We start from the raw sequence: 16,699 nt of genomic DNA, 5'->3' as shown, positions 1-16,699 counted from the left end.
ATCTAAGCGTGAAGCCCCCCTCAAGATGAGATTTCCCAATTAGTAAGACCCCTTGAAGACGACGAGGTAGATAGGTTGGAGGTGGAAGTGCAGCAATGCATGGAGCTGACCAATACTAATCGGTCGAGGGCTTATCCAAAAACATCTATAACGCAAATTTCGTTTCGATCCAGTTTTCAGGCGATCAAGCCTGAACTGAATATCCGTTTGGTAACAATGGCGGAGGGGTTCCACGCGTACCCATCCCGAACACGACCGTTAAGCCCTCCAGCGCCGATGGTACTTGGACCGCAGGGTCCTGGGAGAGTAGGACGTTGCCAAGCACGAAGAGCCATTGCTGTTCATTCAGCAATGGCTTTTTTGTTGTCTCATAAGCAGTCAGTGTGAAAATAGTATAAATAAGAAAGCGATTTCAATTGAGTGACATTTTTGTTACCGACAATCCTAAAGTTCCAAGTATAATAGAAAAGTGCAAATTATCATGCCGGGCTATAATACGAATGAACTACTTATAAATTCTTTTTTGGAATTTTCTTGCGTCTTTGGATGCATGGTAGAAGTAAGGAGGTTTTTAGTATGAAGCGCATGAAGCCCCTGTGGTTACTATCCGTTCTGATTATTATCATCAGTGTGCTGGCCGGATGCGGATCGAAGGAGCTGGCTTGGGATACATTTGAAGGTGCTGTGAATGAGAAGAGCTTCCCGGTGCCTAAGGAGGCCAATTCATCCGACCGGGCCACGACCAATGTTGCGATGGACTATGTCCGCTATTCATTACCCGGTTTGAAGGAGAAGGAAGGCGTACCGGAGCCTTATCTAGATGCAATTGAAGCATGGGGTTGGACCGAAAAAAAGGTGGAGGACGCGGGCGTCTCGCGGATTTTTGAAAAGGACGGAATGGTTATTCATTTGACCGTGCATGACGGGTATTTTACCGTTATGGTACCAAAAGAGAAAAAGGCCGCCATTAAAGGGCTTCAAACCAAATAAACAAACGCCATGCCTCTTTCCGGAGGATGGCGTTTTGTATTTTTGCGGGACAAGGTGTATGTAGGACTTGGGGTTATTGGGCGTAAAATGAAACATCGGTTTTATTGAATTTGAGAACACCGTCTTTTTCACCGCGTGCTACGCTAAACATCATATACAGCCGCAGGAGCAGCAGCCAGATATGCGAGGCCACCAGTGAAGCGGTAAAGGCCGGAGGGGCCCAAACGATGAACATCGCAGCGATGCACAGACCGATCCATAAATTATGCAGTTGTACCTTACGGAACAGGCGGTAGCCGATATATTGGTCCGGCATATAACCCAGCCACGGCAGATGAAGCGAAATGCTCCAGCGTTTGGCGATGGGATGTCCGGTAATCAGCAGCAGGGAACGGGAAATGACGTATTGAATCCATAACATGACGGGCGCGGCCAGCAGCATATAGAAAACACTCCACCAGGATAAAAAAATCGTCTCCAGCACTACAATCAGCAGGGGAAGCAGCATATAAACACGCAGCAGAACTGCGGACAAATTGATTTTTCGGATAAGCGTGTATTGGTAAAACGTTGCTGCGCCTTTGGTGTTAGTCTCCATAGGGAACTATACAGGCCTCCTCTCGTTTCTTCTCTTGTTACTAATATCGGACAAAATGACCGTTTTATTAAACAAAGCGTCAGGTTTCACCGGTTGGGCAGTAGCGGAATATAATAATTCATAAAGCTTCCGGGAGAAAAAACTATGAAAAAGGTTTAAAATACTAGAAGGTGAACATACTGTTCTTAAAAGAGTCGAGGTGGGATAATTATGGAACAGAATCCGCGTCAAACCTGTATTATCTGCAGCCAGGAAAAAGAAGAGGGCATTGTCATTGTCTCGCAATTCATTTGCGAGGATTGTGAAAGTGAAATGGTGCATACGGAAGCCGACGACGCGAAATACCGTTTTTTTATCGGCCGGATGAAAAAAATCGGATTGCAGAAAAATGCCTGAGCGTAGCGGTTGGATTCATTTATGCGCTAAAGGAGACAGGATTGAAAATTAACGGCTTCCCAAGGGATTCACGACGGGGGGCCTTTTTGTTGTGCAGGCGCTTTTCGGCAGAAGAATAGGCGTTTGGCCGCATTTGCGTTAGAATAGAGATATCCCCCGGGAAGGAATTATACATGAACAACTTACAGCCCATGCGGGCACCATTATATGAGATGCTGGAACAGTACCGCACTCAGGGTAATATAACGTATCATGTTCCGGGTCACAAGAATGGTCAAGCTTACCGGGAGCCGCGGGATGCGGGTTTTCTTGGCGAAGTGATGAGACATGATGTGACGGAGATTACCGGAACCGACGATTTGCATCATCCCGAGGGAGTCATCAAGGAAGCGCAGGAGCTGGCGGCCGATTGCTTCGGCGCAGAGGAAAGTTATTTTTTGGTGGGCGGCAGCACAGCGGGCAACTTGGCATTGATTCTTACGGTATGTAAAATACCCGGGGATCTGATCCTTGTTCAGCGCAATGTCCATAAATCAGTCATTCACGGGCTGATGCTGGCCGGAGCCCGGGCGGTGTTTCTGGAGCCGCTACTGGATGAGGGCAGCGGCTTGGCCGTGGTGCCGGCGCCGGAGACCATTGGCGCCGCGCTGGCGGCCTATCCGCAGGCGGCCGCCGTCTTACTGACCCTGCCGAACTATTACGGCATGGGCTGCGATATTTCGGCGGTGGCTGAGCTCTGCCACGCCGCGGGTGCTGTGCTTCTCGTCGATGAAGCACATGGGGCGCACTACGGCCTGCACCCGGCTTTGCCTGCCGGGGCGCTGGCCGCGGGCGCGGACGGCGTCGTGCAGTCCACGCACAAGATGCTGCCGGCGCTGACAATGGGCGCGATGCTGCATGTGCAAGGGCCGCGCCTGGACCGCGCGCTGCTGCGGCAGCGGCTGGCCATGGTGCAGAGCTCCAGCCCATCGTATCCGCTGATGGCTTCGCTTGATCTAGCCCGGCGCCTCGTCCATACAGAGGGCGCCGAAGCCTTCACGGCGGGCCTCGCCGCCGTAGACGCCCTGCAGCGCGGCCTCGCGGAGCTGCCGCGCTTCCGGCTGCTGCAGCCGGCAGCGCGGCAGCAGTCCTCCGGCGGCGCCCGCGCTGCCGCCGACCCTGCGCCGCCGCCGCGCCCGGCGGCGTACACCGCCCAGGACCCCTTCAAGGCCGTCATCTGCGATGCCGCCGGGGTCCTGGGGGGCTTCGAGCTGCAGCGCAGGCTCGAAGAGAAGGGCATCGTGCCGGAGATGAGCGATGACCGGCACGTCGTACTCGCCTTCAGCCTCGGCTCGAAGGCGGAGGACAGCGCCTTGCTGCTGGAAGCGCTGCGGCAAATCGCCGGCGAGGCGCCGGCGGACAAGCCGGCCGCAGGCACTCAGCCGGAAATAGCTCTTTCCACGTGGAACAATCACGCGGAGGGCAAAATTTCGGAGCCGGTCGCGTTTAGCCTTAAACCGTCAACCGAGAGCGAAACCGAAAGCGTGCCGCTTGAATACAGTACAGGGAGGGCTGCTGCGGAGATGATTGTTCCGTATCCGCCGGGCATCCCGCTTCTGTATCCCGGGGAGACTGTCCGTGCCGACACGGTAGCCTGGTTGATCCGGCTCAGAAACGGCGGAGCAAAGTTTCAAGGCAACGCGGATCCGGGGCTTATCCGGATCAAGGTATACAACAAGAAGAAGGGCGGAGAATGAGCAGTGGGACGTAATGGGTATTTCATTACACTGGAGGGAGGCGATGGTTCGGGGAAAACGACCGTTCTGGGAAGGGTTGCGGCATATCTGCAGAATCATTCCATGCCTTACCTGATTACCCGGGAGCCAGGCGGCATTGAAATTGCCGAGAAGATCCGCTCCATTATTCTCGACCCGTCGCATACGGCAATGGATGCACGGACGGAAGCGCTGCTCTACGCGGCTGCCCGCAGCCAGCATCTGGCCGAGGTCGTGGAGCCGGCGCTTGCCGAAGGACTGACCGTGCTGTGCGACCGCTTTGTCGATAGCAGCCTCGTCTATCAAGGTTATGCACGCGGGCTAGGCATTGACGAGGTATGGGGTATCAACCGCTTTGCGACCGGGGGGCGGATGCCGGACCTGACGTTCTATCTGGATATCGAACCGGAAGTCGGTCTTGCGCGGATTGCTGCCAATCAGGGCCGGGAAGTAAACCGCCTCGATATGGAGGGGCTTGCGTTTCACCAAAAGGTCAGGGAGGGTTATCTGCGGATTGTGGAGTCGGACCCTAAGCGGATCGTGGTGCTGGATGCCGGCCGGCCGATTCATTTGGTCGAAGAAGATATCGTCCGCACGCTGAAAGAGCGGATTTTAAAGGATTTTTAAGGCGGAATGTCAAATATAGTGGGTAGGCCACTGTTGAAGAAAGCTTCCCATCCATAACGCTTAAGGAGGATGAACTATGAATCTCATCATCGCGATTATCCAGGATAAAGACAGCAACCGGTTGTCCAGTGAGCTGGTCAAAGCCAATTTCCGCGCCACCAAGCTGGCAAGTACCGGCGGTTTTCTGCGGGCGGGCAATACAACCTTTCTGATCGGGGTCGACGATGCACAGGTAGAAGCTGTGCTAAGCGTTATCCGCAACAGCTGCAAAGTGCGCGAGCAACTGGTAACTCCGGTAACACCGATGAGCGGCACGACAGATTCCTATTTGCCATTGCCGGTAGAAGTACAGGTTGGCGGAGCGACCGTGTTTGTCCTTCCGGTTGACCGGTTTGAGCATTATTAAGTTTATATAGCAAGGGCGGTAGATCACCTTGAAAATCAACCCGGGCTACAGGCCCTTAAAAAGCGAACGCTCCAGCGGAGATAGTGCCGGGCGGCAAATCCAGCAGAAAACATTCTCGGATGTATTCCAGCAGCACGGTGAGCAGAAGACGATGGATGAGCTGAACCGGCAAATCCAGGATATTCAGCAGCAGGGCGACCGCCTGGCCAAGTCGATGACGGTGCGCGAACTGGCGATCTACCGGAATATGATCAAACGTTTCCTGGAGGAGACGGCGCGCCGCGGCGTCATTCTCAAAGAGACGAAGGGCTGGGACCGCAGGGGCAGAGGCAAACGGTACAAACTGTTGGACGAAATCGATTCGGCCTTGCTCGAACTAGCCGATGATCTGCTGAATAGCGAGCAGGGACGGATTGACCTGTTGGCCAGAGTCGGCGAAATTCGCGGATTGCTTGTGAATTTCGCCTTCTAGAGGCTTTACCTATAGATTTGGAGGAAGTTATGTCGTTTCAGGATATATTGGGCCAGGAAGATGCCAAACGGCTGCTCCGGAATGCCCTGCGTAAAAATGCCGTCAGCCATGCCTATCTGTTCACCGGCCCTGCCGGCAGCGGGCAAATGAAGACGGCGCAGACGTTCGCTCAGGCGATCTTTTGCACCGGCAGCGCCGATGACGCCTGCGGAGTATGTCTGGAATGCCGGAAGGTGCAGCATGGCAATCATCCCGATCTGACCGTACTGAGGCCGGATGGCGCCAGCATCAAGATCGATCAGATCCGCGAGCTGCAGCGCCAGTTCTCTTACCGGTCGGAAGGCATCCATCCGAAGGTTTATATTATAGAAGGAGCGGACAAAATGACGGTGCAGGCCGCCAACAGTCTGCTTAAATTTCTGGAGGAACCACCCGCGCCGGCGGTAGGTATTTTGCTCTCCGATAACAGCAGTTCTCTGCTTCCGACCATCCTGTCGCGAACGCAGCGTATCCCGTTTCATCCGCTTAACCCGGAGCTGATGCTCCAGGTTTTGGCCGAAGAGGGGGTTGCCGCACCGCTTGGTAAATGCGCCGCGGCGTTAAGCGCCGGAATTGAGGGTTGCAGGGAACTTTTGGCACAGAATTGGTTTGCAGAAATGAGAAATCTAGTGTTACAATTAGCAAAGGAGTCAATGGGCAAAAGCAGCGCAGCAGTGGCGACCGCCGGGCAGAAGCTGTTTAAAACCGGGCTCGGTGAACATCTGGACATTTTGTTCAGCATGTTCCACCTATGGTTCAAAGATATGCTTAACTTCCTATACCGAAGACACGAAAGCATCGTTTTCATAGATCAGTTAGACCTTATTTCCAGACATGCCCCTCAGCGGAGTACGGAACAGTGGGTGAACTACATGGAAGCTGCGGCTGAAGCCAAGAAACGGCTGCGGTCCAACGCCAATGCCCAACTATGTCTGGAGCATTTTTTAATCCGTCTGGAGCACTGACGGATTATTGGTATGATCCCCTCCGTAAACACTCAGTTTGGAAGTATCGGTTTAACGGATGAGGAAGGACAAGCATGAATGGGCAGGGAGCATGCTTGGATAAAAGTTCCTTTTACCGGCAAACAAGGGGGTTAATTTTTGTATAGCGTCGTAGGTGTCCGCTTTAAAAAGGCGGGTAAAATATATTACTTCGATCCGCTTGATTTCCCGATAGAACGCGATCAATGCGTCATTGTCGAGACGGCGAGAGGCGTCGAATACGGTAAGGTTGTCGTAGGCAAAAAAGAAGTGCAGGAAGCTGATGTCGTGCTGCCGCTTAAGAAAGTCATGCGCATTGCCGGGGAGACCGACGCGCGCGTGGTGGAGGAGAACAAAAACGCGGCCAAGGACGCTTTTGCCACCTGTTTAAATAAAATCCGCGATCACGGCCTCAAGATGAAGCTGGTGGATGTGGAGTTTACGTTTGACCGCAACAAAATCATTTTTTATTTCACGGCGGAAGGCCGCGTTGATTTCCGGGAGCTGGTCAAGGATCTCGCCAGTATCTTCCGTACCCGGATCGAGCTACGCCAGATCGGCGTGCGCGATGAAGCGAAAATGCTGGGCGGTCTGGGTCCTTGCGGCCGGGTGCTCTGCTGCTCGTCCTGGTTAGGCGATTTCGAGCCGGTATCGATCAAGATGGCCAAAGACCAGAACCTGTCACTGAACCCGACAAAGATTTCGGGTCTATGCGGCCGGCTGATGTGCTGCCTGAAATTTGAGCATGATAATTATGAAAGCGTGAAGGAAGAGCTGCCGCAGGTAGGTAAGCTGGTTGTAACGTCTTTGGGCGAGGGCAAGGTGGTCGGCATCAATGCCGGAACGCGTACCGTCCATGTGCAGTTGTTTGAAGTGGGCAAAGTTAAGGAACTTCCAATGGATGATGTTGTCGTCAAGTAAACCATATAAGGTTACTTTCGGGGTGGAAACTTGGAGAAGATAAATATATTTGCACACATGCAGGAGATGGAGACGCAGCTGGAAGGCATGCGGAATACTCTTGCGGATTGGAAACAGACTGTTAAAGAATTGATGGAAGCCAACCAACAGCTCAGCCTGGAGAATGAACAACTCCGCAGAATCTTAAAACGCGAGGCGCCTCTGGAAGTCGAACAAAGGCTTGCGGAGACGCAGACGCAGCTTCCTTCCGGAGAGGGGCAGGGAGAAGTCGTCGGCGAGGGCTATGATAATTTGGCGAGACTGTATCATGAAGGCTTTCACATCTGCAATGTGTATTTCGGACATTTACGCACCGAGGGTGATTGTCTCTTCTGTCTTTCTTTTCTAAATAAATGAGTATTCACGCCGTAGGGGATTTTTTCCTACGGTTTTTTTACTACAATAGAAGATCAGGAGCTTATGATGAACAATTTTAACGAAAAGGCAGCCGAGCTGCTGCCGAGCGAGCGGATGGACGATCTGCTGACCCACAATCTGCAGATTATCCAAAGCGATGAAGTATTCAGTTTCTCTATGGATGCGGTGCTGCTCGCGCGGTTTGCCGGCGTACCGCCGCGGGGCAGAGTACTGGACCTCTGCACCGGCAACGGCGTCATTCCGATCCTTCTGACGACGCGGACAAAGGCTTCGATTGAAGCCATTGAAATCCAGCCCCGTCTGGCCGATATGGCACGGCGCAGCGTGGCGCTGAATGGCCTGGAAGGGCAGATCACCATCCACGAGGGCGATTTGCGTGAGCTACATTTAAAAGCAGGATACGGCGTTTACGATGCAATTACGGTGAATCCGCCTTATATGCCGCTAACCACCGGAGACCTGAAGCTGAATACGCATCAGGCGATGGCCCGCCACGAGCTGGGCTGTACGCTGGAGGAGGTCATTCAGGCCTGTGTCCGCCTGGTCCGCACGGGCGGAAAGGTCAGCATGGTGCATAAGCCGCAGCGTCTGGTGGACATTGTGAGCCTCATGCGCCAATATCGTCTGGAGCCGAAGGTAATCCGCTTTGTGCATCCGCGGGCGCATCTCGAAGCCAACATGGTGCTGATTGAAGCAGCTCGGGACGGAAAGCCGGAAGCGCGTTTACAACCTCCGCTGATCGTCTATAATGAGGACAATCAATATTGCCCGGAGATTATGGATATCTACTATGGAAATAAAGAGGGTAAATCATGACAATCACCTACCAAAGCAGCTTTCAAGCGGAACCACAGGGGATGGGGAAGCCGGATGGATGCGGATCGCTGTATCTGGTCGCCACGCCGATCGGCAATCTGGAAGATATGACCTACCGGGCCGTTCGCATGCTGCGGGAATGCGACATTATTGCGGCAGAGGATACGCGGCAGACCCGCAAACTGCTCAGCCATTTTGAAATTTCGCCGTCCCTGCTGTTCAGCTATCATGAGCATAATAAAGCGGCCAGCGGGCCGGAACTGATACGCTATATAATAGAAGGTAAAAATTTAGCGCTGGTCAGCGACGCCGGCCTGCCTGCCATTTCCGACCCGGGGGCCGACCTGGTGGCCTTGGCCATCAGCCATGGAATTCCGGTCATTCCGGTGCCCGGGGCAAATGCAGCATTGTCGGCTCTGATCGCCTCCGGCCTGCCGACGGACAGCTTCACCTTTGCCGGATTTTTACCCCGGGAGAAAAAGGACATTCGCGCCCGGCTGGGGGAACTGCGTTCCGACCAAAGCACGCTCCTGTTCTATGAATCCCCTCATCGAGTGGCTAAAACGTTAGCCCTGCTGCTGGAGACCTTTGGCAACCGCCGGGTTACGCTCGCCCGCGAACTGACCAAGCGGTATGAGGAATTTGTACGCGGAACGATGGAAGAAGCGCTGGCTTGGCTCGAAGAGCATCCGCCGCTGGGCGAATACGTAGTCGTGGTGGAAGGACAAAGCCGGGAGGAAGCGGAAAAGGCCGAATCCGCCTGGTGGCGGGAAATGGATATTGCCGGCCATGTCGCCCATTATGAAGCAGAGGGAATGCCGCGGAAGGAAGCAATGAAAAAGGCAGCTCAGGATCGAGGAATGGCAAAAAGGGACATTTATAATGCCTTATTGGAATAAATAAGGGATAAACTGTCCCTTTAATTGGTGAAGGGTGTAATTATGGGGTATATTTTATCGGAACGCAAAAAAATACCTCCCGCCGAAAGCGGGAGGCCAAGGAGATATAAAAAGGTTAGAATTAACAATTTGATTAGTTCTTATTATAACCGATTCGTCTTAATTTGTCACAGGGGTAGGGATCGCAGAAATGCATTCGTGACAAACAATTTTTCCTTTGAAGTAAGTTACGTTCTCGGCATTTCCGCAGAAAATACAAGCCGGCTCGTATTTCTTAAGCATAATACGTTCGCCGTCCACATAAATTTCCAGCGCGTCCTTCTCACCAATGCCCAAGGTACGGCGTAATTCAATCGGAATAACGACCCGTCCAAGTTCGTCTACTTTTCTTACAATTCCTGTTGATTTCATCATTTGTAATCGCTGCTCCTCTCGATATTCAAAGGCGTCATTATTCGACAACGTTCACCGTTTTATGATATTTATAATACCAACCATTCCCAGAACAGTCAACCTTTTTTGAGGCTAATTTTAGGGAATTTTTTAAGAAAAACATGATTTCGCCTACAGATAGCCTTAATATTGGAGAAAAACTCCAGAAATATATTGTCGATCTTCCAGTATATAATACGTCAACATTCGACATTCTGCGACAACATTTAATCTATTTTAAGGAGTTGATTTTATGAAGCAGCCATTATCGGAAGAAAAAGTATTCAAAGATCCGGTACATAACTACGTCCATGTGCAGGATGTCATCATTTGGAGACTGATCAACACGCCCGAATTTCAGCGCTTGCGGCGGATTCGCCAGCTGGGGACGTCGTATCTGACTTTTCACGGCGCGGAGCATAGCCGATTCTCCCACTCGCTGGGGGTCTATGAAATTACGCGGCGCATTATTTCGCAGTTCGAACGGAGCGGCTATAAAGACTGGCTGCCCGAAGAAGCCCTGCTTACGCTTTGTGCCGCGCTGCTGCATGATTTGGGACACGGCCCGTTCTCCCATTCTATAGAAGAGGCTTTTGCGGTGCACCACGAGGAATGGACTTGCCGCATCATCTTGGAGGATACGGAAATCACCACCATTTTGCGGGAGGTTGCCCCAGATTTTCCGGAAAAAGTCGCTTCGGTAATCTCGAAAACGTATGAGCATGAAATAGTTGTCAATCTTGTGTCAGGTCCCCTGGATGCCGACCGGATGGATTACTTGCTTCGCGATGCGTATTATACCGGGGTTAACTATGGCACGATCGATATCGACCGAATACTGCGGATGCTGCGTCCGTATAACGGCCGGGTCGTGGTCAAGGAATCAGGCATGCATGCGATTGAAGACTATCTGATGTCCCGTTACCAGATGTATTGGCAGGTGTATTTTCATCCAGTAACGCGGAGCTCGGAAATTATTTTGCGACAGATTTTCCGCAGGGCGAAGGAGTTGTTTCAGGAAGGGTACACCTTTGGCTTTATGGTGGAACCGCTGCGTGAATTGTTTGGCGGTGAGGTGACGGTGCAGCAGTATCTGCTACTGGATGAAGCGCTGGTTCAGACTGCTTTTATGCAGTGGACACGCGAGAAAGACCCTCTGTTAAGCGAACTTTGCTGCCGTTTTATTCATCGTAGACTGTATAAATATGTAGAAACTGAAAATTTGGATCTGGAGACGATCGACGAGATTCGCCGCAGCTTTTCCGCCGCCGGACTGAACCCCGATTACGACCTGGAAATCGACTTTCCGACAGATTTACCCTATGATGTGTTCCGTCCGGAAGAAGGCTTTGACAGCAAGCAAATTTTGTTGCTTGACCGTCAGGACAGGCTGCGGGAAATCTCCGAGGTGTCCGATATCGTGCGTTCGATCAGCGGCATTCACCGCGGCAGGTACCATCTTTATTTTCCGCAAGATAGGCTGCGCCAAGCCCTTCCCCGGCTGCCTTTGTCCGTCGCTGAAATATTTGAAAAACAGCATAAAAATTAATTCTGAGCCAAGGAATCGACAGGAGGAAATGACAGCATGAAATTATTCGACACCCATACGCATCTGGATGCGCCGCAATTTGACGAAGACCGCGAAGCCGTTATTGCCCGCGCGGTAGAAGCCGGCGTCCACAAGATGATAAATATCGGTTTTAACCGCGAGACCATTCCGACGACGATGAAGCTGGCAGAGACGTATGATTTTATCTATGCCGCGGTTGGTTGGCATCCCCAGGATGCGATCGATATGCGTGACGGGGATTTGGAGTGGATTGCCTCGCTCTGCAGCCATCCCAAGGTCGTGGCGATTGGTGAGATTGGATTGGACTACTACTGGGATACCTCTCCCAAAGAGATACAGCATGAGGTGCTGCGCAAACAGATCGGCTTGGCCCGCGAGCTGAAAATGCCGATAAGTATCCATAACCGCGACGCCCATGAAGACATTGTCCGCATCCTCCGGGAAGAAAAAGCCAATGAAATCGGCGGGGTGATGCACTCGTTTTCAGGAAGCTGGGAGACGGCAAAAATGTGCCTCGATTTAGGGTTCCATTTGTCCTTTGGCGGACCGGTTACCTTCAAGAATGCCAGGGTACCCAAAGAGGTGCTGGCGCAGACGCCACTCGACCGCCTGCTGATCGAAACCGACTCCCCGTATTTGACGCCGCACCCGTTCCGGGGCAAGCGGAATGAGAGCGCAAACGTCAAACTTGTCGCCGAAGCCGCGGCGGAAATAAAAGGGATTGATTTACAGGAATTGGCCGAAATTACGTATGCGAACGCGTTGGAACGATTTGGGATTGTTTGAAAACGGGAGTAAAGCGGGTAAAAAAACGAGTATGGCGGATGTATTAAACTTTTTTAATTCAAAAACCGCCGATTATTACAAATTTTTAATCATTTTTTTGCGTAAACGTGGTTGAAACGTCCTTTACAACCTGCATCAAAACAGGATATCATCTTTTCAGTGCAATGAGCTGTTGTTATTGTGACAGCCACGATTCATAGATCGTCTCGCTGAGTCTCCGTATGGAGAGCGGGGGAACCAATATCGACTGACGCATGTCCGTACATAGCGTACATCCGAGAAATGCGCAGCTCAATATTTGATTTCTTTATGTGGTCTTTGGGGTGAATTTGAGGGCATCCGCCGTGAGCGGGTGACCTGAGATAGGGCATCTCTCTTATGTCCGAACCCGACAGCTAACCCCGCAAGCGCAAGTAAGAGAGGAAACCTCGTGCATTCACATCCCGCTATTCAGACACCGGAGAAGCCACGAAAGAGTCCTCCCAATGTGAACTCTTTCAGGCTTCTTTTATTTTGAATAATGGAGATGAGTCCCACATACTGTTATATAACAGGAACTGGGGACGTTATGCCGGGCAGGCGATCCATGAGCAGGACACGCTAAGAGAAATGCGGGCGTATCCTGTTGCAAACTCAAGCTTAGTTTCGTCAGACAGGGTCAGGTCATCTTAGAGATACATCATCGTCGACGGGGCTATGTAAGGAGGATGGAGAAATGGGCGTATTCCAACCAGAGGCCACCCATGAATCGCAATCATCCAGCAGGTCTTTCGCATTACGGTGGAAGCAAGTGAATCCTCGCGTACTTTCGCTTGCAGGTGTGGTATCAATCGTCGTCGCTCTGCTAATTCTGCTATATGCACATGGTCAGAGCAGCAAAGAGATATTTTTGGTCATAGACGGTCAGGAGCAATCGTTCACGACGCGCGCAGCGCTGCTTGGCGATGTGCTGGAAGCGGAAAAAATTTCGCTGCTGCCCCATGATGAAATTTCCGTAGCCCTTACTGAGAAGCTGAAGGACGGCGACCGTGTGGTGATTAACCGCGCGCAGTCGATCAGCCTGACAGCAGACGGTAAGACACAAACCTTATATACGACCGAGGACAACCTCGGCAAAGCCATTGACAAACTGGGCCTCACGCTGGGTGCCAATGACAAAATTTTTCCTTCGCTAGACACCTCAGTTTCTGCCGACATGGAAGTTAAGATTGTCCGTATCAGCAAACAAATCGTACAGCGGACGGAGAGCTTGCCTTTCCGGATTATTAAAACCGCTGACCCCTCTCTGACCAAGGGAACCGTGAAAGTGGCTCAAGCTGGTGAAGCCGGCGTCATGGTCCAGAACATCGAAAAGACTTACCAAGACGGTGAGCTGGTATCCATGCGCATGATCAGCAAGGAAGTGCAGACTGTGACCAAAGACAAGGTTATTGCCGTTGGCACAAAACCGCTTCCTGTAAAAGTTGCTGCCAAAACTACCACCACAACAAAAACCACTGCGAAAAAATCCACAGCCGCTGTAAAAAGCAGCAGCGTCGCGCATAAAGCCGGCGTCGATTTCGAATACAAGAAAATACTTAAAAATGTGTCCATGACGGCTTATTCTTCAGAAGAGCCGGGAATTGGAACCCGTACTGCTTCCGGAACGCGCGTAACGGAAGGGCGGACCATCGCTGTCGATCCGAATGTAATTCCGATTGGCTGGTGGGTGTACATTGAAGGGCTTGGATTCCGCCGAGCAGAGGATACCGGCGGTGCCATTAAAGGCAATAAGGTGGATGTGTATTACGATTCACTGAGCCATGCCCGTAACTTCGGTCGCAAATCCCGGACCGTGTACGTGATTGGGCCGGTCAAACCGGAGCTGGATTAGGAAGAGGTCTTTTGCAAAATCATGTTTTATAAGCTATAGTGAGGGTAGCACATTTGAACGGGCTGCCGCTTCATCACTTATACATTCTTTAGCCAAAAAGAAGGGGAGCGAATCCTCTTCTTTTTGTGTGTAAAGAGGGGAGACAAGGAAATAAATGATCAAGGAACTGATTGTGGTGGAGGGCAAATGCGATACGGTTGCCGTGAAGCGGGCGGTAGACGCCGATACGATCGAAACCGGGGGCTCCGCGGTCGACCGCAAGGTGATTGCCAAAATCGCGCTGGCTATGGAGCGGCGGGGTGTAATTATCCTGACCGATCCGGACCATGCCGGTGAACGAATCCGTAAGATTGTATCCGCCAAGGTTCCGGGCTGCAAGCATGCGTTTATTCCCGAGAAAGATGCCACCCGTAAGGGCGACATCGGCGTGGAGAACGCGTCGCCGGAGGCCATCCGTCAGGCGCTGATGCATGTGCACACGGCGGATGAGGCCGCGCCGCCGCAGATCGGGCTGGATTCGCTGATGGCTTCCGGCATGCTGGTGCATCCGCGGGCAGCCGAACGCCGCATGGAGCTGGGCAATCTGCTGGGCATCGGGTATTGCAATGGCAAGCAGTTGTTCAAGCGCCTAGCCATGTTCCGGATTACGCCGGAGGAATTCGCAGAGGCGGTCAAGCAAATCGACCAGGGAGGAAGCAACGCATGACAGATCGTATTTCATCTCCGGGCCGGACGAAGGAAATTATTCAACGGTACGGTTTTTCATTTAAAAAAAGTCTGGGACAAAACTTTTTGATCGACCAGAACATTCTCGATAAAATCGTATCCGCCGCTGAACTGGACGAGCAATCGGGGGCGCTGGAGATCGGGCCCGGCATCGGGGCACTGACGGAGCGGCTCGCCGCGGCGGCCGGCAAGGTCACTGCGGTCGAAATCGACCGCCGGCTGATCCCGATTCTGCAGGACGTGTTGTCCCCTTATCCGAATGTCACCATCCGCAACGACGATGTGCTGAAGGTCGACCTGCATCAGGTGTTTGCCGAGGATTTCGCCGGTGTGGACAAAGTCAGCGTTGTGGCCAACTTACCCTATTACGTGACGACGCCGATCCTGATGAAGCTGCTGGAAGAGAAATTGCCGCTGCGAAATATTGTTGTGATGATCCAGAAAGAAGTGGCCGAGCGGATGGCGGCGTCGCCGGGCGGCAAAGAATACGGCAGCCTGAGCATCGCCGTGCAGTATTACAGCGAGCCTGAGCTCGTGTGCACGGTTCCGCATACCGTCTTTATTCCGCAGCCGAACGTGGAATCCGCTGTCATTCGCCTGAAGGTACGCGAGAATCCACCGGTGCAGGTCATGAACGAGAAGTTTTTCTTCGAAGTGGTCCAGGCCTCCTTCACCCAGCGCCGTAAAACGATTGCGAATAATCTGAAGGCCCGCTTCTTCTCCGGTGAGGGTCGCGAACGCCTGGAAGCGCTGCTGGCGGAAGCGGGAATCGATCCGGCGCGCCGGGGCGAGACGCTGAGCCTTCAGGAATACGCCAAGCTGAGCGATGTGCTGTACACGGCGGGAATCGTATCGCAGTAAAATAAGCCCAAGTCAAGAACCAACCGTGACCTTTGCCCATACGATGGGGATAGAGGTGGTGTTGTGATGAATTTGGGAGACTTGGTCGTTCGAAAATCGTACGGCGGCGATATAACCTTCAGAGTGGAGAATGTCGTGCAGAACAAGGCGGTTATCAAAGGCACGGAATTCCGCCTGCTTGCCGACGCCCCGCTCGAAGACCTGGTTCAGGTGCCGCCGACCCGCGTTACCAAGCGCGGTCAGCAGGCGCAGATTAAAGCGACGGAATCTTTAACCCAGCTGCGCAAAGACCGGCAGGAACAAAGCCAGCGCAGCGGAGAGAGCGTCTCCGGGAGTACATGGACGCAGTCCTCCATTGAAGCAGCGTATTTCGAAGTGCCGGGCAAGGTGCTACATTTGGACGGAGATGCATTGTATTTGAATAAAAGCCTTAACCTATACGAGCAGCTCCGGATTCCGGCGGAAGGCCATCATGTCCACGAATCGAAGATGGCCGATACGTTATTCCGGCTGCTGCCGCGGGTGCGGCCGGATATCGTAGTCATTACCGGTCACGACGGGGTGCTGAAGCAGCCGCAAGCTTATGACTTGTATAATCTCGGCAGCTACAAAAATTCGCAGAATTTTGTGGCCGCCGTTCAGGTTGCCCGCGAATATGAGAAGCATTTTGATTCCCTGACCATTGTGGCCGGCGCCTGCCAATCGCATTTCGAGGCGCTGCTGAGCGCTGGCGCTAATTTTGCCAGCTCGCCGGGCCGGATATTGATCCATGCCCTCGATCCGGTGTATATCGCGGCCAAGGCGGCGTTTACCTCGATCCGCGACACCGTAAGCTTGGGCGACGTCCTGAATCATACGATCAGCGGCAAGCAGGGCATGGGCGGCATCGAGACACGGGGAAGCTTCAGGATCGGCATGCCACGGCTGAACAATCTGTCGACTTTAAAAGTGACTCCTTCGGTGGTATAGCAAAGGTTTTGCCAGCAAGTTCTTAGGGACAGCCGGATCCGGCTGTCTTTTTTTGTTGTTGGTGTTTGAAGCATCGGTACGTTATAGCCGAATTTATGCGACAGCTAACAAGGAATAATGCTCGGCTACTTCAAAATCCACAAAAAATCCGTTGACATCACATG

19 protein-coding genes, 2 rRNA genes and 1 riboswitch are annotated in these 16,699 nt (G+C 52.5%); of the genes, 19 read left to right on the top strand and 2 right to left on the bottom strand.

All coding sequences use genetic code 11. The features are described 5' to 3' along the window. The 3 genes from BMW84_RS23870 to BMW84_RS23860 form a co-directional block, all read left to right on the top strand. Positions 1–139: ribosomal RNA gene (locus BMW84_RS23870) — 23S ribosomal RNA — on the top strand; the annotation flags it as partial. A gap of 67 nt (positions 140–206) precedes the next feature. After that, a 5S ribosomal RNA gene (gene rrf / locus BMW84_RS23865) occupies positions 207–323 on the top strand. A gap of 253 nt (positions 324–576) precedes the next feature. Then, the gene (locus tag BMW84_RS23860) at positions 577–990 is read left to right on the top strand and encodes a hypothetical protein (protein WP_091072921.1); all 414 of its coding nucleotides are present in this window, start codon (positions 577–579) and stop codon (positions 988–990) included. Between the two features lie 73 nt (positions 991–1,063). Here BMW84_RS23860 and BMW84_RS23855 read toward each other — a convergent pair whose 3' ends face one another. After that, on the bottom strand, positions 1,064–1,588 hold the full coding sequence (locus BMW84_RS23855; RefSeq protein ID WP_091072919.1) for a hypothetical protein: 525 nt from the start codon (positions 1,586–1,588) through the stop codon (positions 1,064–1,066). 210 nt (positions 1,589–1,798) lie between these two features. Here BMW84_RS23855 and BMW84_RS23850 point away from each other — a divergent pair, with 210 nt between their 5' ends. From BMW84_RS23850 to rsmI, 10 genes are all read left to right on the top strand, one after another. After that, positions 1,799–1,984 carry a sigma factor G inhibitor Gin gene (locus BMW84_RS23850; RefSeq protein ID WP_091072918.1) on the top strand — a complete coding sequence of 62 codons (186 nt, stop codon included), beginning with the start codon at positions 1,799–1,801 and terminating at the stop codon, positions 1,982–1,984. A gap of 173 nt (positions 1,985–2,157) precedes the next feature. Continuing rightward, the gene (locus BMW84_RS23845; RefSeq protein ID WP_091072916.1) at positions 2,158–3,720 is read left to right on the top strand and encodes an aminotransferase class I/II-fold pyridoxal phosphate-dependent enzyme; all 1,563 of its coding nucleotides are present in this window, start codon (positions 2,158–2,160) and stop codon (positions 3,718–3,720) included. Positions 3,721–3,723: 3 nt separating this feature from the next. Further along, a complete protein-coding gene (tmk, locus tag BMW84_RS23840) occupies positions 3,724–4,365 on the top strand; it encodes a dTMP kinase (protein WP_091072914.1) in 642 nt (213 codons plus the stop codon). Positions 4,366–4,441: 76 nt separating this feature from the next. Then, positions 4,442–4,771, top strand: a complete 330-nt coding sequence (locus tag BMW84_RS23835; protein ID WP_091072912.1) for a cyclic-di-AMP receptor — start codon at positions 4,442–4,444, stop codon at positions 4,769–4,771. Between the two features lie 28 nt (positions 4,772–4,799). Next, complete coding sequence (locus BMW84_RS23830) at positions 4,800–5,243, top strand: YaaR family protein (protein WP_091072911.1); 444 nt, start codon at positions 4,800–4,802, stop codon at positions 5,241–5,243. A gap of 29 nt (positions 5,244–5,272) precedes the next feature. Beyond that, complete coding sequence (gene holB, locus BMW84_RS23825; RefSeq protein WP_091072909.1) at positions 5,273–6,247, top strand: DNA polymerase III subunit delta'; 975 nt, start codon at positions 5,273–5,275, stop codon at positions 6,245–6,247. Positions 6,248–6,385: 138 nt separating this feature from the next. After that, complete coding sequence (locus BMW84_RS23820; protein WP_091072907.1) at positions 6,386–7,186, top strand: PSP1 domain-containing protein; 801 nt, start codon at positions 6,386–6,388, stop codon at positions 7,184–7,186. Positions 7,187–7,216: 30 nt separating this feature from the next. Beyond that, entirely contained in the window at positions 7,217–7,582 is a 366-nt protein-coding gene (locus BMW84_RS23815; RefSeq protein WP_091072905.1) for an initiation-control protein YabA, read from the top strand. A 66-nt stretch (positions 7,583–7,648) separates the two neighbouring features. Then, positions 7,649–8,419 (top strand): tRNA1(Val) (adenine(37)-N6)-methyltransferase, encoded by a 771-nt coding sequence (locus BMW84_RS23810; RefSeq protein WP_091072903.1) that lies wholly within the window; start codon positions 7,649–7,651, stop codon positions 8,417–8,419. 41 nt (positions 8,420–8,460) lie between these two features. Further along, positions 8,461–9,318: a 16S rRNA (cytidine(1402)-2'-O)-methyltransferase gene (rsmI, locus tag BMW84_RS23805; RefSeq protein ID WP_254773128.1), complete on the top strand. Its 858-nt coding sequence runs from the start codon at positions 8,461–8,463 to the stop codon at positions 9,316–9,318. Between the two features lie 159 nt (positions 9,319–9,477). On the opposite strand, the gene BMW84_RS23800 is transcribed toward rsmI, so the two are convergent. After that, complete coding sequence (locus tag BMW84_RS23800; protein ID WP_019914502.1) at positions 9,478–9,732, bottom strand: AbrB/MazE/SpoVT family DNA-binding domain-containing protein; 255 nt, start codon at positions 9,730–9,732, stop codon at positions 9,478–9,480. Between the two features lie 271 nt (positions 9,733–10,003). Here BMW84_RS23800 and BMW84_RS23795 point away from each other — a divergent pair, with 271 nt between their 5' ends. The 6 genes from BMW84_RS23795 (at position 10,004) to yabG (ending at position 16,535) form a co-directional block, all read left to right on the top strand. Further along, a complete protein-coding gene (locus BMW84_RS23795) occupies positions 10,004–11,299 on the top strand; it encodes an HD domain-containing protein (RefSeq protein WP_091072899.1) in 1,296 nt (431 codons plus the stop codon). Between the two features lie 36 nt (positions 11,300–11,335). After that, the gene (locus BMW84_RS23790; RefSeq protein ID WP_091072897.1) at positions 11,336–12,106 is read left to right on the top strand and encodes a TatD family hydrolase; all 771 of its coding nucleotides are present in this window, start codon (positions 11,336–11,338) and stop codon (positions 12,104–12,106) included. Between the two features lie 197 nt (positions 12,107–12,303). Then, positions 12,304–12,531, top strand: a riboswitch (cyclic di-AMP (ydaO/yuaA leader). A gap of 290 nt (positions 12,532–12,821) precedes the next feature. Next, positions 12,822–13,979 carry a 3D domain-containing protein gene (locus BMW84_RS23785; protein ID WP_091072895.1) on the top strand — a complete coding sequence of 386 codons (1,158 nt, stop codon included), beginning with the start codon at positions 12,822–12,824 and terminating at the stop codon, positions 13,977–13,979. 154 nt (positions 13,980–14,133) lie between these two features. Next, on the top strand, positions 14,134–14,685 hold the full coding sequence (gene rnmV, locus BMW84_RS23780; RefSeq protein ID WP_091072893.1) for a ribonuclease M5: 552 nt from the start codon (positions 14,134–14,136) through the stop codon (positions 14,683–14,685). Beyond that, positions 14,682–15,566: a 16S rRNA (adenine(1518)-N(6)/adenine(1519)-N(6))-dimethyltransferase RsmA gene (rsmA, locus tag BMW84_RS23775; protein ID WP_091072891.1), complete on the top strand. Its 885-nt coding sequence runs from the start codon at positions 14,682–14,684 to the stop codon at positions 15,564–15,566. Before rnmV ends, rsmA begins: the two co-directional genes overlap by 4 nt. 66 nt (positions 15,567–15,632) lie before the next feature. After that, positions 15,633–16,535: a sporulation peptidase YabG gene (gene yabG / locus BMW84_RS23770; protein WP_091072889.1), complete on the top strand. Its 903-nt coding sequence runs from the start codon at positions 15,633–15,635 to the stop codon at positions 16,533–16,535. Positions 16,536–16,699 lie beyond the last annotated feature (164 nt).

The sequence above is a fragment of the Paenibacillus sp. NFR01 genome (assembly GCF_900111565.1).
GTDB lineage: Bacteria > Bacillota > Bacilli > Paenibacillales > Paenibacillaceae > Paenibacillus_AQ.
Note: the sequence above shows the minus strand (reverse complement) of the source record. Positions and strands in the feature narration are given on the sequence as shown.

Coding starts and splice junctions, on each gene's coding strand:
- BMW84_RS23860 (WP_091072921.1), top strand. CDS start 577: ATGAAGCGCATGAAGCCCCTGTGGTTACTATCCGTTCTGATTATTATC.
- BMW84_RS23855 (WP_091072919.1), bottom strand. CDS start 1,588: ATGGAGACTAACACCAAAGGCGCAGCAACGTTTTACCAATACACGCTT.
- BMW84_RS23850 (WP_091072918.1), top strand. CDS start 1,799: ATGGAACAGAATCCGCGTCAAACCTGTATTATCTGCAGCCAGGAAAAA.
- BMW84_RS23845 (WP_091072916.1), top strand. CDS start 2,158: ATGAACAACTTACAGCCCATGCGGGCACCATTATATGAGATGCTGGAA.
- BMW84_RS23835 (WP_091072912.1), top strand. CDS start 4,442: ATGAATCTCATCATCGCGATTATCCAGGATAAAGACAGCAACCGGTTG.
- holB (WP_091072909.1), top strand. CDS start 5,273: ATGTCGTTTCAGGATATATTGGGCCAGGAAGATGCCAAACGGCTGCTC.
- BMW84_RS23810 (WP_091072903.1), top strand. CDS start 7,649: ATGAACAATTTTAACGAAAAGGCAGCCGAGCTGCTGCCGAGCGAGCGG.
- rsmI (WP_254773128.1), top strand. CDS start 8,461: ATGGGGAAGCCGGATGGATGCGGATCGCTGTATCTGGTCGCCACGCCG.
- BMW84_RS23800 (WP_019914502.1), bottom strand. CDS start 9,732: ATGATGAAATCAACAGGAATTGTAAGAAAAGTAGACGAACTTGGACGG.
- BMW84_RS23795 (WP_091072899.1), top strand. CDS start 10,004: ATGAAGCAGCCATTATCGGAAGAAAAAGTATTCAAAGATCCGGTACAT.
- BMW84_RS23790 (WP_091072897.1), top strand. CDS start 11,336: ATGAAATTATTCGACACCCATACGCATCTGGATGCGCCGCAATTTGAC.
- BMW84_RS23785 (WP_091072895.1), top strand. CDS start 12,822: ATGGGCGTATTCCAACCAGAGGCCACCCATGAATCGCAATCATCCAGC.
- rnmV (WP_091072893.1), top strand. CDS start 14,134: ATGATCAAGGAACTGATTGTGGTGGAGGGCAAATGCGATACGGTTGCC.
- rsmA (WP_091072891.1), top strand. CDS start 14,682: ATGACAGATCGTATTTCATCTCCGGGCCGGACGAAGGAAATTATTCAA.
- yabG (WP_091072889.1), top strand. CDS start 15,633: ATGAATTTGGGAGACTTGGTCGTTCGAAAATCGTACGGCGGCGATATA.